This is a genomic window from Serratia sp. CY47444 (genome assembly GCF_052168635.1).
In the GTDB taxonomy this organism is placed as follows: Bacteria; Pseudomonadota; Gammaproteobacteria; order Enterobacterales; family Enterobacteriaceae; genus Serratia; species Serratia bockelmannii.
The window spans coordinates 155542-169981 of sequence record NZ_JBJNMH010000011.1; the positions used below are offsets into that span (position 1 = coordinate 155542).

Below are 14440 nucleotides of genomic sequence, written 5' to 3' on the forward strand. Positions count from 1 at the left end.
CTGTCCCTGATTACTGTCCGGCAGGCAAATAGGGAGAGGTGACGCCGGCGCGCTGCAGCTTTTCCTGATAATCCCGTTTGACGATATCCAGTGCTGCCAACGCGGTAGCCGGATCGATCTCGTTGCATTCCAGCAGGTAAATCAAGTCTACCGCCAGCTGCAGTTCGGGTGAGGCATTTTCCAGAGACATAGCACCTGCGCTTATTAATTAATGGGATGAAAAACTCGTGTCTCGGCAGAGTATAGTGAACCCGGCGCGCAACCGGGAATAATCATTAAAATATTGTGATAAATCTTCAAAAACCGTTTTCTTTGCGCTCGATATTGCGCTCGATGCGCGCCAGCGCCTGACGGCAGCGCATCAGTCTCCCCTCCAGCGCCGCCAGCTCGTGCTGCAGCTTTTGCTGCGCCGCCAGCGTGGTCTGGCGCCCCAGCAGGCTTTCCCGATCCTGAATCATGGCGATCAGCCGGCGTTCGTAATCCTGGTGCTCGGCCAGCTTGTGGTACAGATCGGCCTCGGGGGCTTCCTTCGGCTGATTCTTGCGCCGCAGCGCCTGGGTTGCCAGCTCGCGCTGCAGGGCAGAGATTTGAGCCACCAGTTTTTCGGCCAGAAAGGCCACCTGGCTGGTGCGGCTGTCGTTGGCGGCGCTTTGCAGCTGGGCGAAATTCTTCTCCACCTCGGCCAGGTAGTCGCGCAGCCGCGTGCCGCGGTTGGCGAACAGGGCGGCGTCGAAGCGCGCCTGCGGGATCGGGGCGTCGCCGCGCGGAGTGACTTCGGCCGCCAGCGCCGCGATCTGCTGCGCCAACACCTGTAATAGACGCTGAGTGCTCACATAAGCTCCCTCTTGATTTCAACAGGCGTAAGCTTGCCCGCGATGCCGCCCTGAAACAAGCGCCGCATGCATATTCCGCCGGCGCGGCGCCGATGCTACAGTAAGCCGCAACCGATTGAGGAGCGAAGAGCCGCATGAAGCGAGGGTTATTGATCATTTTGGGCTGGCTGGCGGTGGTGCTGGCGACGTTGGGCGTGGTGCTGCCGCTGTTGCCGACCACGCCGTTCCTGCTGTTGGCTGCCTGGTGCTTCGCCCGCTCTTCGCCGCGCTTTCATCACTGGCTGCTGTACCGTTCCTGGTTTGGCCCTTATCTGCGCCACTGGCAGCAGCATCGCGCGCTGCCGCCGGGAGCGAAGTGGAAGGCGGTGCTGGTGATCGTGCTGACCTTCGCCTGTTCGCTGTGGCTGGTGAAAATCTGGTGGGTGCGCGGTCTGTTGCTGCTGATGTTGGCTATTTTGCTGACCTTTATGCTGCGCCTGCCGGTTATTGACCTGTCGCAACAAAAACAGCGCTGATTGTGCGCCGCTGGTTGCATTTGTCCGCCAGTTTGCATAGATTTGGGCGTTTTCGTGCGCGGATCGCCTGCCATTCCTTCTCCGGTGTGTTTCACCCAGAGGCGGCGGGTGAGCGGCGCGCCGGTTTTCAGGCAGCTTTATCAGGCAACAATTATGACCGCTACTGCGCAGCAGCTTCAGTTTATTAAAGACAGTATCAAAACCATCCCGGATTATCCGAAGCCGGGCATCCTGTTCCGCGACGTGACCAGCCTGCTGGAAAACCCGTTGGCCTACGCCGCCAGCATCGAGCTGCTGGTTGAGCGCTATCGCGAAGCGGGCGTGACCAAGGTGGTGGGTACCGAAGCGCGTGGTTTCCTGTTCGGTGCGCCCGTCGCGCTGGCGCTGGGCGTCGGTTTCGTGCCGGTGCGCAAACCGGGCAAACTGCCGCGTGCCACGCTCAGCGAAAGCTATGAGCTGGAGTACGGTACCGACAAGCTGGAGATCCACACCGACGCCATCACCGCGGGTGACAAAGTGCTGGTGGTGGACGATCTGCTGGCGACCGGCGGCACCATCGAAGCAACCACTAAACTGATCCGCCGTCTGGGCGGTGAAGTGAAAGACGCCGCGTTCATCATCAACCTGCCGGATCTGGGCGGGGAAGCGCGTCTGAACAAGCTGGGTATCGACTGCTACTGCCTGGTGGACTTCGCCGGCCATTGATGCGGCATCGCCCCTTGGGCACAACGGCCTCGCGGATCGCCGCGGGGCTGTGTTAGCATGACCCTCCAGATTACTCGACTTCTCCGGTATTAATGAGCTATCAGGTTCTCGCCCGTAAGTGGCGCCCTCAAACGTTCGCAGACGTGGTCGGCCAGGAACATGTCCTGACCGCGCTGGCCAACGGCCTCTCGCTGGGGCGGATCCATCACGCCTATCTGTTCTCGGGTACGCGCGGCGTGGGGAAAACCACCATCGCGCGCCTGCTGGCCAAAGGCCTGAACTGTGAAACCGGCATCACCGCCACGCCGTGCGGCCAATGCGACAACTGCCGCGAGATCGAGCAGGGGCGCTTCGTCGATCTGATCGAGATCGACGCCGCTTCCCGCACCAAGGTGGAAGATACCCGCGATCTGCTGGACAACGTTCAGTACGCGCCGGCGCGCGGCCGCTTCAAGGTCTACCTGATCGATGAAGTGCACATGCTCTCGCGCCACAGCTTCAACGCGTTGCTGAAGACGCTGGAAGAGCCGCCATCGCACGTGAAATTCCTGTTGGCCACCACCGATCCGCAAAAATTGCCGGTGACCATTCTTTCCCGCTGCCTGCAGTTTCACCTCAAAGCGCTGGACGTCGATCAGATCCGTCAGCAGCTGGAAACGGTGCTGACGGCGGAGCAGATCACCAGCGACGCCCGCGCGCTGCAACTGCTGGCGCGCGCCGCCGACGGCAGCATGCGCGATGCGCTGAGCCTGACCGATCAGGCGATCGCCATGGGGCAGGGGCAGGTGACCGCCGCCACCGTCAGCCAGATGCTCGGCACGCTCGATGACGAGCAGCCGCTGGCGATCCTCGAAGCGCTGGTCAGCGCCGACGGCGAAAAGGTGATGGCGCAGGTCGCGCAGGCCGCTTCGCGCGGCGTGGATTGGGAAAACCTGCTGGTGGAGACGCTGGCGTTGCTGCACCGCATTGCGATGGTGCAACTGCTGCCTTCGATGCTCGACAACCACTACGCCGCCGTGGAACAACGGCTGCGTGAGCTGGCGCGCACTCTGCCGCCGGCCGATGTGCAACTCTATTACCAAACGCTGTTGGTGGGCCGCAAAGAGCTGGCCTATGCGCCGGATCGTCGCATGGGGGTTGAGATGACCCTACTGCGTGCGCTGGCGTTTCACCCGAAAGCGGTGATCCCGGAGCCGGTGGCGTTGGTGCAGACCGCGCCGGCGCCGATGGCGCAACCGCAGCAGGCCACATCGCCACAGCCGCCGCAGTTTCAGGACGTGCCGCCCCCGTTAGGGCAGCCGGCCGCGCCGCAGCGACAATCATCGACCCCTTTACCGGATGCCACCGCCCAGCTGTTGAAAGCGCGGTCCCAGCTGCAACGGCAGCAGGGAGCATCCACACCAAAAAAGAATGAGCCGGCGGCGCCAGGAATAGCGCGGCCGGCAAACTCGGCGCTGGGGCGTTTGGCTTCCGTGACCGAGCGTAGCCAGCAGCGCCTGGCGGAGAAGAAGGTGCCGGAAAAACCGGCGAAGCCGGAAGCCTATCGCTGGCGCGCGCAGACCGAGCCGGAAGCGGCGCCGGAACCGTTGGCGACGCCGAAAGCGCTGCGCACGGCGTTGGAGCACGAGAAAACGCCGGAGCTGGCCGCCAAGCTGGTGGTGGAATCGCTGGAGCGCGACGCCTGGGCGGCGGAAATCGATAAGCTCAAGATCCCGAAACTGGTGCAGCAGCTGGCGTTGAACGCCTTCAAGCAGCAGCCGGAACCGGGCAAGATTAACCTCCATCTGCGGTCTTCGCAGCGCCATCTGAATTCGCCTTCGGCGCAGAAGACGCTGGCCGAAGCGCTCGGCGAGCTGTACGGCAGCCCGGTTGAGCTGACCGTGGTGGAGGACGATAATCCGGCGGAGCGCACCCCGCTGGAGTGGCGACAAGCCATCTATGAAGAAAAGCTGGCGCAGGCGCGCCAGTCCATCGTTGCGGATACCCATATCCAGACGCTGTGCCGGTTCTTCGACGCGGATCTGGATGAAGAGAGTATCCGCCCCCTTTAAACGCCGCGCGAGGTGCGCGGCCCTAGCGACGAGAGACGACTATGTTTGGTAAAGGCGGTCTGGGCAACCTGATGAAGCAAGCCCAGCAAATGCAAGAAAAAATGCAGCAGATGCAGGAAGAAGTCGCCAAATTGGAAGTGACCGGCGAGTCTGGCGCAGGCCTGGTGAAAGTCACCATCAACGGCGCACACAACTGCCGCCGCGTGGAGATCGATCCTAGCCTGATGGAAGATGACAAAGACATGCTGGAAGATCTGATCGCCGCCGCGTTTAACGACGCCGCGCGCCGCATCGAAGAGACTCAGAAAGAGAAAATGGCCTCCGTTTCCAGCGGCATGCAGTTGCCGCCTGGCTTCAAGATGCCGTTCTGATGCAAACCAGCCCGCTCCTTGAATCCCTGATGGAGGCGCTGCGCTGCCTGCCGGGTGTCGGCCCGAAATCGGCGCAGCGCATGGCGTTTCAATTGCTGCAGCGCGATCGCAGCGGCGGCATGCGCCTGGCGCAGGCGTTGACGCGCGCGATGTCGGAAATCGGCCACTGCGCCGACTGCCGCACCTTCACCGAGCAGGACATCTGCACCATCTGCGCCAATCCGCGCCGTCAGCAAAACGGCCAGATTTGTGTGGTGGAAAGCCCGGCGGATATTCACGCCATCGAGCAGACCGGCCAGTTCGCCGGGCGCTACTTTGTGCTGATGGGCCATCTGTCGCCGCTAGATGGCATCGGGCCGGGGGATATCGGTCTCGATCGCCTGGAGCAACGGCTGGAAAAGGAAAGCATCACCGAAGTGATCCTCGCCACCAACCCGACGGTGGAAGGGGAAGCGACTGCCAACTACATCGCCGAGATGTGCGGCCAGTATGGCGTGCTCGCCAGCCGCATCGCCCACGGCGTACCGGTGGGCGGCGAGCTGGAGATGGTCGACGGCACCACGCTGTCGCATTCGCTGGCCGGGCGTCACGCCATCAAGTTCTGATGTTTTCCCGGACGGGGCCACTCGGCCCCGTCGTTTTTTTGCCAAAAATTTCCCGCCGTCCGCTTGAAAAACAAGACCCTGACCCTCATCTGATCCTCATTGTTCGATTTTGGTAGCCATTGTCTTTTGAGGTAATCAATGAGTATGAAAGGTCAAGAAACCCGCGGGTTCCAGTCTGAAGTAAAACAGCTGCTTCATTTGATGATCCATTCGCTGTACTCCAACAAAGAAATTTTCCTGCGCGAGCTGATTTCCAACGCCTCTGACGCCGCCGACAAGCTGCGCTTCCGCGCCCTGTCCGCGCCAGAGCTGTATGCCGGCGACGGCGAGCTGCGCGTGCGCTTGTCCTTCGATAAAGAGCAGCGCACCCTGACCATCGCCGACAACGGTATCGGCATGCGCCGCGAAGAAGTGATCGAAAACCTCGGCACCATCGCCAAATCGGGCACCAAAGCGTTCCTGGAATCCATCGGTTCAGATCAGGCGAAAGACAGCCAGCTGATCGGCCAGTTCGGCGTCGGTTTCTACTCGGCGTTCATCGTGGCGGACAAAGTGACCGTGCGCACCCGCGCTGCCGGCGCCGCCGATGACGAAGGCGTGTTCTGGGAGTCCGCCGGTGAAGGCGACTACACCATCGCCGACATCACCAAAGAGACCCGCGGCACCGAAATCACCCTGCATCTGCGCGAAGGCGAAGATGAGTACCTCGACGCCTGGCGCTTGCGCTCGGTGATCGGCAAATATTCCGATCACATCGCCCTGCCGGTAGAGATCGAAAGCAAGAACGAAGAAGACGGCACCGTCACCTGGGAGAAGATCAACAAGGCGCAGGCCCTGTGGACCCGCAGCAAGGCTGACGTCACCGACGAAGAGTACAAAGAGTTCTACAAGCACATCGCCCATGATTTCACCGATCCGCTGAGCTGGAGCCATAACCGGGTGGAAGGCAAGCAGGAGTACACCAGCCTGCTGTATATCCCGGCGCAGGCGCCGTGGGACATGTGGAACCGCGATCACAAGCACGGCCTGAAGCTGTACGTGCAGCGCGTGTTCATCATGGACGACGCCGAGCAGTTCATGCCGAACTACCTGCGCTTCGTGCGCGGCCTGATCGATTCCAACGATCTGCCGCTGAACGTGTCGCGCGAGATCCTGCAAGACAGCCGTGTGACGCAGAACCTGCGCGGTGCGCTGACCAAGCGTGTGCTGCAGATGCTGGATAAGCTGGCCAAAGACGACGCCGAAGGCTACCAGAAATTCTGGCAGCAGTTCGGTCTGGTGCTGAAAGAAGGCCCGGCGGAAGACAACGGCAACCAGGAAGCGATCGCCAAACTGCTGCGCTTCGCGACCACCCACGGCGACAGCTCGGCGCAGACCGTGTCGCTGGAAGAGTACGTCGGCCGCATGGCGGAAGGGCAGGAAAAGATTTACTACATCACCGCCGACAGCTACGCCGCCGCCAAGAGCAGCCCGCATCTGGAGCTGTTCCGCAAGAAAGGCATCGAAGTGTTGCTGTTGTCCGATCGCATCGACGAGTGGATGATGAGCTACCTGACCGAGTTCGACGGCAAGCCGTTCCAGTCGGTCAGCAAAGCGGATGAAACGCTGGATAAACTGGCGGATGAAACCGAAGAGCAGAAGGCGGCCGAGAAGCAGCTGGAACCGTTCATCGAACGCGTGAAAACCCTGCTGGGCGAGCGTGTGAAGGATGTACGCCTGACGCACCGCCTGACCGATACGCCGGCGATCGTGGTGACCGACGCCGACGAAATGAGCACCCAGATGGCCAAGCTGTTCGCCGCCGCCGGTCAGCAGGCGCCGGAAGTGAAGTACATTTTCGAGCTTAATCCCGAGCATGCACTGGTCAAACGAGCATCCGACGTGGGCGATAACGAACATTTCGCCGAATGGATCGACCTGTTATTGGATCAGGCGCTGCTGGCTGAACGCGGCACGCTGGAGGATCCGAACTTGTTCATCCGTCGCATGAATAAGTTGCTGTCCGCCTAAAAGCTGAAGATATGCGCCCTTAACGGCACCGTTAGGGGCGTATTTCCGGTTTTTCCCCGCTTTTTCTTGCCTTTTGTTCGTCCGTTTTTTTGCACATTCCGCAATCGATTTCCTTCGCGCGCCTTGAGCCTGCCCCCCCTGAAATGGTATCGTTGAGCGTTTTCGCAATTTTATAAAAACTACATAGCAAGGGGATTTACGCAATGCGTATCATTCTGCTGGGCGCTCCGGGCGCTGGTAAAGGTACTCAGGCTCAATTCATCATGGAGAAATACGGCATTCCGCAAATCTCCACCGGTGACATGTTGCGCGCAGCCGTGAAGGCCGGCAGTGAACTGGGCAAGCAGGCGAAAGAGATCATGGACGCCGGCAAGCTGGTGACCGATGAGCTGGTGATCGCGCTGGTCAAAGAGCGCATCACGCAGGAAGATTGCCGCAAGGGCTTCCTGCTGGACGGCTTCCCACGCACCATTCCGCAGGCTGACGCGATGAAAGAAGCCGGCATCAACGTGGACTTCGTGCTGGAGTTCGACGTGCCGGACGAGCTGATCGTTGACCGCATCGTTGGCCGCCGCGTACACGCGCCGTCCGGCCGCGTCTACCACGTGAAGTTCAACCCGCCGCAGGTGGAAGGCAAAGACGACGTGACCGGCGAAGAGCTGACCACGCGCAAGGACGATCAGGAAGAGACCGTGCGCAAGCGCCTGGTGGAATACCATCAGATGACTGCGCCGCTGATCTCTTACTACAGCAAAGAAGCGGCAGCGGGCAACACCCAATACCGCAAAATCGACGGCACCCGCAAGGTGGCCGAAGTGAGCGCAGAGCTGGCGACTATCCTCGGTTGATAGCAAACTGGCTGTGCATGACGCCGGGCCTGTGGTCCGGCGTTTTTTTTTGCCGTTTTCCCGCCAAATTGTGATCGCGGCAGCTTGTTGCGGCCGTGCCCGTTAATCGCCCGCGCCAAATGGCGTATAACAAGCCTGCGTTTTCACCCTCAGCAGGGAGCCGGGCATGCTCAGACAAACCAATCTTCTGGCGGAAGCCACCGCGCGCCAGATCGTCCAGCGGGCGATGGGCATCATCAGCCATTCCGTCAACGTGATGGACAGCAACGGCGTGATCATCGCCTCCGGCAACCCGCAGCGCCTGTTCCAGCGTCATGAAGGCGCGGTGCTGGCGCTGGCGGAGAACCGGGTGGTGGAAATCGACCGCGCCACCGCCGAACACCTGAAGGGCGTGCGGCCCGGCATCAACCTGCCGTTCAGCTTTCGCAATCAGCGGGTGGGGGTGATCGGCATCTCCGGCGAGCCGGCCGAGGTGCGCGCCTATGCCGAGCTGGTGAAGATGGCGGCGGAGATGATGGTGGAGCAGGCGGCGCTGCTGGATCAGCACCAGTGGGAAAAACGTTACCGGGAAGAGCTGGCGAATCAGCTGCTGCAACCGCAGCCGAACACCGCGTCGCTGGAGGCGATGGCGGCGTATCTGGGATTGGATCTGCGCCAGGCGCGCATCGTCTGGATCGTCGAGCTGCAAGAGGCGCAGCCGCACCTGCTGCGTGAGCTGTTGGCGGAGCTGGAGGCCACCCAGCGCGACGCGTTGATCGCCATTACCGGCTTCAATGAAATGACCCTGTTGCGCCCGGCCTGCATGGCTCAGGGCGAATGGAGTTTGAAGCTGGAGCGCCAGCAGGCGCAGCGTTTGCAAAACCAGCTAAAACACCGCTTTCGGGTGCGGCTGATCGTCGGCGGTTTTTATGACGATCCGCAAAGCGCCTACCGTTCCAGCCTGACGGCGCGTGCCACCCAGGCAATGGCGCAGCGCCTGAAACTGCGTCACGCCACGCTGTTCTACTACGACTATCCGCTGCCGTCGCTGCTGTGCGATCTCGGGGAGGACTGGCGAGCGCAAGAGCTGGGGCGCCCCTGGCGGACGCTGGGCGAACAGGATGAAAAAGGCGTGCTGCGCGCCACGCTGCGCCACTATTTTTCGCAGAATTGTGATCAGACGCAGGCCGCCGCGCAGCTGCATATTCACGTCAATACCCTGCGCTACCGCCTGCAGCGCATCGAAGCCATAACCGGCATGAAAATCAATAAATTAACCGACGCTCTGCGGTTGTATATCGGCATGCTGATGCACGACTGAGTTGTGCCAACCCACAAATTTCGCGCCGTTCCTTCGGCAATTTTTTGTTGTTTCCCCTCAGGTCAACGCCGGGCGCGCGGGATATGTTGGCCTGCACATCAACCACGGAGAAAACAACAATGACAACCGTATCCACTCTGGGAGCGCTGGTGGCGTTAGCCGTCGCCATCGTTCTGATCCTACGTAAGGTGCCGCCGGCTTACGGCATGATTGCCGGCGCGCTGGCGGGCGGGCTGTGCGGCGGCGCCGATCTGGTGCAGACCGTAACGCTGATGATCGGCGGGGCGCAGGGCATCACCAACGCCGTGATGCGCATTCTGGCGGCGGGGGTATTGGCCGGGGTGCTGATCGAATCCGGCGCGGCGCACACCATCGCCGAAACCATCGTGCGCAAAGTGGGCGAAACCCGCGCGCTGCTGGCGCTGGCGGTGGCTACACTGATCCTGACGGCGGTGGGGGTGTTTATCGATGTGGCGGTGATCACCGTCGCGCCGATCGCGCTGTCGATCGCCCAGAGGGCCGGCATTTCGCGCGCGGCGATCCTGCTGGCGATGATCGGCGGCGGCAAGGCCGGCAACGTGATGTCTCCCAACCCGAACACCATCGCGGCGGCGGACAACTTCCACGTGCCGCTCACTTCGGTGATGATGGCCGGCATCGTGCCGGGGCTGTGCGGCCTGGTGGTGGCCTATCTGCTGGCGCGCCGCCTGAGCGATAAAGGCGGCAGGGTGATGGCTGAAGAGCTGACTCAGCATGCCGAAGGTGCGCGGCCGGGCTTCGCTGCGGCGATCAGCGCGCCGCTGGTGGCGATCCTGCTGCTGTCGCTGCGGCCGATCGCCGGTATCGCCGTCGATCCGCTGATCGCGCTGCCTGCTGGCGGGTTGGCGGGTGCGCTGCTGATGGGGCGCATCCGCCAGTGCAATCAGTTTATGGTTTCCGGCCTGTCGCGCATGGCGCCGGTGGCGATTATGCTGCTCGGCACCGGCACGCTGGCGGGCATTATCGCCAACTCGGCGCTGAAGGATGTCTTGATTAACGGTTTGACGCACACCGGGCTACCGGCCTGGCTGCTGGCGCCGCTGTCCGGCGCGCTGATGTCGATGGCGACCGCCTCGACCACCGCCGGCACCGCCGTGGCTTCCGGGGTGTTCAGCTCCACGCTGCTCGAGCTGGGGGTGAGCGGATTGGCCGGTGCGGCGATGATCCATGCGGGCGCCACGGTGCTGGATCACCTGCCGCACGGCAGCTTCTTCCACGCCACCGGTGGCAGCGTCAATATGGCGGTGCACGAGCGGCTGAAGCTGCTGCCGTATGAAACGCTGGTGGGGTTCACCATTGCGGCAATCTCGGCGCTGATGTTTGGCGTATTTAACCTGGCGGGATAAGGAACAGTGATGAAAACGCTGAAAAAAGTGGTTATTGCCCCGGATTCTTTCAAAGAGAGCCTGAGCGCGCTCGGCGTCGCTGACGCCATCGAGCGGGGATTCCGCCAAATTTACCCGCAGGCGCACTACGTGAAGCTGCCGATGGCGGACGGCGGCGAAGGCACAGTGGAGTCGATGGTGGCGGCCACCGGCGGCGAAATCGTCCAGGTGACGGTCACCGGACCGCTGGGGGAGCCGGTGTTGGGATTTTATGGCCTGCTGGGCGACGGCGAAACCGCGGTGATTGAAATGGCCGCCGCTTCCGGGCTGCATTTGGCGCCGCCCAACCGGCGCGATCCGCGCATCACCACCAGTTACGGCACCGGTGAGCTGATGCTGGCGGCGCTGGAGCGCGGCGTGAAGGCGATCATTCTCGGCATCGGCGGTAGCGCCACCAACGACGGCGGCGCTGGGATGATGCAGGCGCTGGGCGTTAAATTGCTGGATAAGGATCGCCGGCCGCTGCCGGTGGGCGGTGCGGCACTGGCGCAGCTGGCGCATCTCGATCTCGCCGAGCTGGACGCGCGTTGGCAACGGGTGAGCGTAACCGCCGCCTGCGACGTGGATAACCCGCTGTGCGGCGAAAAGGGCGCGTCGGCGGTGTTCGGGCCGCAGAAGGGGGCGACGCCGGAGATGGTGGCCCAGCTCGATGCGGCGCTGCATCACTATGGCGAACTGCTGGAGCGGGAAACCGGCCGCGCCGTGCTGACCCAGCCAGGGGCGGGCGCGGCGGGCGGCATGGGGGCGGCGCTGCTTGGCATGCTCGAAGCGCGCTTGCGGCCGGGCATCGAGATTGTCACCGAAACCCTGCGCCTGGATGAAGCGGTGCGCGATGCCGACTTGGTGATCACCGGCGAAGGGCGGCTGGACAGCCAGTCGATCCACGGCAAAACGCCGATCGGCGTGGCGCGAGTAGCCAAGCGTCACGGCGTGCCGGTGATCGCCATCGCCGGCAGCCTGACGCCGGATTATTCGGTGGTGCATCAACACGGCATCGATGCGGCGTTTTCGGTGCTCGATCGCATCGTGACGCTGGAAGACGCGCTGGCGGACGCCGATCGCAATCTGCAGGTGACGGCGCGCAACGTGGCGGCGGTATGGCAACTGGCGCAAGGGGAAAGCCCACAGGGATAGCCTGTTGCTGTTATCGGTTTCGATGCAGGACTTTTCCGTTACAATAGCCGGCATTAATGGCTGCTGACATCCCGACCCAGAACGGAATGCCGGCCGGAAAGGAAATGAGGGGAACTGAGATGAAGCAAGAGAAACACGGCGTATTGCTGGTGAACCTGGGCACACCAGATGCGCCGACCTCGTCGGCGGTCAAACGCTATCTGAAGGAATTCCTCAGTGACGATCGCGTGGTCGACACGGCGCCGCTGATCTGGTGGCCGATCCTCAACGGCGCGATCCTGCCGATCCGCTCGCCGCGCGTGGCGAAGCTCTATCAGTCGGTGTGGATGGAAGAAGGCTCGCCGCTGCTGGTATATAGCCGCCGCCAACAGCGGGCGCTGGCGGCGCGCATGCCGAATACGCCGGTGGAGCTGGGAATGAGCTACGGCTCGCCAAGTTTGGCGGAAGCCATCGACAAGCTGCTGGCGCAAGGTGTGACCAACCTGGTGGTGCTGCCGCTCTACCCGCAATACTCCTGTTCCACCAGCGCGGCGGTATGGGATGGCGTAGCGCGAGTGCTGAAAGGCTATCGCCGCTTGCCGTCGGTGGCCTTCATCCGCGATTACGCCGAACACCCGGCCTATATCGCCGCGCTGCAGCAAAGCGTGGAGCGCTCGTTCGCCGAGCACGGCCAGCCGGATCGGCTGGTGTTGTCGTTCCACGGCATCCCCAAACGCTATGCGCGCCTGGGCGACGACTACCCGCAGCGCTGCGAGGATACGCTGCGTGCGCTGAGCGCCACGCTGCCGCTGGCGCCGGAGCGCGTGATGATGACGTACCAATCGCGCTTTGGCCGCGAGCCGTGGCTGACGCCATACACCGATGAGACCCTGAAGGGGCTGCCGGCACAGGGCGTGAAGCACATTCAGCTGATTTGCCCCGGTTTCTCGGCGGACTGCCTGGAAACGCTGGAAGAGATCAAAGAACAGAACCGCGAGATCTTCCTCAAGGCCGGCGGCGAGAAGTTTGAATATATCTCGGCGTTGAACGACGAGCCGGCGCATATCGATATGATGCAGCAGCTGGTGGCGCAGCGCCTGTAATCATCCATAATCTGTCTATTAGATGCATCGTGATCGGGCGGGGATGTGTTAACATTCTCCGCTTGTTAAACCGTCACCACCGCCAATCACATGAAATTTCCTGGTAAACGCAAGTCCAAACACTATTTCCCGGTGAGCGCCCGCGATCCGCTTCTGCAGCAGGCTCAGCCCGAAAGTGAAATCAGCACCTCGTATATCGTCGGCATCGATCAGACGCTGGTGGATATCGAGGCGAAAGTGGACGACGCTTTTGTCCAGCGCTACGGCCTGAGCCTGGGCCACTCTCTGGTGATCGAAGACGACGTCGCCGAGGCGCTGTATCAGGAACTGAACGAAAACAACCTGGTTACCCATCAGTTCGCCGGCGGCACCATCGGTAACACCATGCACAACTATTCGGTGCTGGCGGACGATCGCTCGGTGCTGCTCGGCGTGATGTGCAGCAACGTGAAAATCGGCAGCTACGCCTACCGTTACCTGTGCAATACCTCCAGCCGTACCGATCTCAACTATCTGCAGGGCGTAGACGGCGCCATCGGCCGCTGCTTCACGCTGATCGGGGAAAGCGGCGAGCGCACCTTCGCCATCAACCCTGGCCAAATGAACCAGCTGCGCCCGGAAAGCATTCCTGAAGAGGTGATCGCCGGCGCGTCGGCGCTGGTGCTGAGCTCTTATCTGGTGCGCTGTAAGGAGGGGGAGCCGATGAAGGCCGCCACCCTGCAGGCGATCGAATATGCCAAAAAACACGACGTGCCGGTGGTGTTGACGCTGGGCACCAAGTACGTGATCGCCGACAACCCGCAGTGGTGGCGCGACTTCCTGAAGGAAAACGTGACGATTCTGGCGATGAATGAAGACGAAGCGCTGGAGCTGACCGGGCTGAGCGATCCGCTGACCGCCTCGGACATGGCGCTGGAGTGGGTGGATCTGGTGCTGTGCACCGCCGGGCCGAACGGCCTGTATATGGCGGGTTACACCGAAGAAGCCAACAAGCGCCAGACCCAGCACCCGCTGCTGCCGGGGCATATCGCCGAGTTCAACCGCTACGAATTCAGCCGCGCCATGCGCCGCGAACACTGTGAAAATCCGCTGCGCGTTTATTCGCACATCGCGCCTTATATGGGCGGCCCCGAGAGGATCATGAACACCAACGGCGCCGGCGACGGCGCACTGTCGGCGTTGCTGCACGATATCGCCGCCAACGGCTATCACCGCCATAACGTGCCGAATTCCAGCAAGCACGTGCGCAGTTACCTGACATACTCCTCATTGGCGCAGGTGTGCAAATACGCCAACCGCGTCAGCTACCAGGTGTTGAACCAGCATTCGCCGCGCCTCACTCGCGGCCTGCCGGAGCGCGAAGACAGCCTGGAAGAGTCTTACTGGGAGCGTTAACCCGCTGAAAAAGAAAAGGTCCGGCATGCCGGACCTTTTTTTGTGCGCTGACCCGTCCTGAATAGCGTTGACACATTTTACTCACGCACAGAGGAAAATGTGATGAACCAGTATATTAAACGCACACAACGCGATTACTCTCTATCCTTTAAACTGGCTGTCGTCGA

At 61.8% G+C, this 14440-nt stretch carries 14 protein-coding genes and 1 other annotated feature; of the genes, 12 read left to right on the plus strand and 2 right to left on the minus strand.

Features of this window, described 5'->3' with window-relative positions; translation table 11 throughout:
• Positions 1 to 10 precede the first annotated feature (10 nt).
• Together rsmS and priC are read right to left on the minus strand one after the other, a co-directional pair.
• Positions 11 to 190, minus strand: coding sequence for a pleiotropic regulatory protein RsmS (rsmS, locus tag ACJ8IL_RS15755; protein ID WP_016928837.1), 180 nt, complete (start codon positions 188 to 190; stop codon positions 11 to 13).
• Positions 191 to 296: 106 nt separating this feature from the next.
• Positions 297 to 833, minus strand: a complete 537-nt coding sequence (gene priC / locus ACJ8IL_RS15760; protein WP_141970581.1) for a primosomal replication protein PriC — start codon at positions 831 to 833, stop codon at positions 297 to 299.
• A gap of 134 nt (positions 834 to 967) precedes the next feature.
• Here priC and ACJ8IL_RS15765 point away from each other — a divergent pair, with 134 nt between their 5' ends.
• The 12 genes from ACJ8IL_RS15765 to ACJ8IL_RS15820 all read left to right on the plus strand — a co-directional run bounded on the left by ACJ8IL_RS15765 (position 968) and on the right by ACJ8IL_RS15820 (position 14273).
• Positions 968 to 1348 (plus strand): DUF454 family protein, encoded by a 381-nt coding sequence (locus ACJ8IL_RS15765; protein ID WP_043135674.1) that lies wholly within the window; start codon positions 968 to 970, stop codon positions 1346 to 1348.
• 153 nt (positions 1349 to 1501) lie between these two features.
• Positions 1502 to 2053, plus strand: coding sequence for an adenine phosphoribosyltransferase (gene apt / locus ACJ8IL_RS15770; protein WP_019454166.1), 552 nt, complete (start codon positions 1502 to 1504; stop codon positions 2051 to 2053).
• Between the two features lie 92 nt (positions 2054 to 2145).
• Positions 2146 to 4104, plus strand: a complete 1959-nt coding sequence (gene dnaX / locus ACJ8IL_RS15775) for a DNA polymerase III subunit gamma/tau (RefSeq protein WP_060432561.1) — start codon at positions 2146 to 2148, stop codon at positions 4102 to 4104.
• Positions 3437 to 3501, plus strand: a sequence feature (DnaX frameshifting element). It overlaps the preceding gene by 65 nt.
• 41 nt (positions 4105 to 4145) lie before the next feature.
• Complete coding sequence (locus ACJ8IL_RS15780) at positions 4146 to 4475, plus strand: YbaB/EbfC family nucleoid-associated protein (RefSeq protein WP_025301790.1); 330 nt, start codon at positions 4146 to 4148, stop codon at positions 4473 to 4475.
• Positions 4475 to 5080 (plus strand): recombination mediator RecR, encoded by a 606-nt coding sequence (gene recR, locus ACJ8IL_RS15785; RefSeq protein ID WP_025301791.1) that lies wholly within the window; start codon positions 4475 to 4477, stop codon positions 5078 to 5080. Before ACJ8IL_RS15780 ends, recR begins: the two co-directional genes overlap by 1 nt.
• A 144-nt stretch (positions 5081 to 5224) precedes the next feature.
• Positions 5225 to 7090, plus strand: coding sequence for a molecular chaperone HtpG (gene htpG, locus ACJ8IL_RS15790; RefSeq protein WP_038628970.1), 1866 nt, complete (start codon positions 5225 to 5227; stop codon positions 7088 to 7090).
• Positions 7091 to 7293: 203 nt separating this feature from the next.
• Entirely contained in the window at positions 7294 to 7938 is a 645-nt protein-coding gene (adk, locus tag ACJ8IL_RS15795) for an adenylate kinase (RefSeq protein ID WP_025301793.1), read from the plus strand.
• A 166-nt stretch (positions 7939 to 8104) separates the two neighbouring features.
• Entirely contained in the window at positions 8105 to 9238 is a 1134-nt protein-coding gene (locus ACJ8IL_RS15800) for a sugar diacid recognition domain-containing protein (protein ID WP_442516655.1), read from the plus strand.
• Between the two features lie 119 nt (positions 9239 to 9357).
• Positions 9358 to 10623: a GntP family permease gene (locus ACJ8IL_RS15805; protein ID WP_025301795.1), complete on the plus strand. Its 1266-nt coding sequence runs from the start codon at positions 9358 to 9360 to the stop codon at positions 10621 to 10623.
• Between the two features lie 9 nt (positions 10624 to 10632).
• On the plus strand, positions 10633 to 11796 hold the full coding sequence (locus tag ACJ8IL_RS15810; protein WP_173889139.1) for a glycerate kinase: 1164 nt from the start codon (positions 10633 to 10635) through the stop codon (positions 11794 to 11796).
• A 119-nt stretch (positions 11797 to 11915) separates the two neighbouring features.
• Complete coding sequence (gene hemH / locus ACJ8IL_RS15815) at positions 11916 to 12878, plus strand: ferrochelatase (protein ID WP_004940253.1); 963 nt, start codon at positions 11916 to 11918, stop codon at positions 12876 to 12878.
• A 90-nt stretch (positions 12879 to 12968) separates the two neighbouring features.
• Entirely contained in the window at positions 12969 to 14273 is a 1305-nt protein-coding gene (locus tag ACJ8IL_RS15820) for an inosine/guanosine kinase (protein WP_025301797.1), read from the plus strand.
• Positions 14274 to 14440 lie beyond the last annotated feature (167 nt).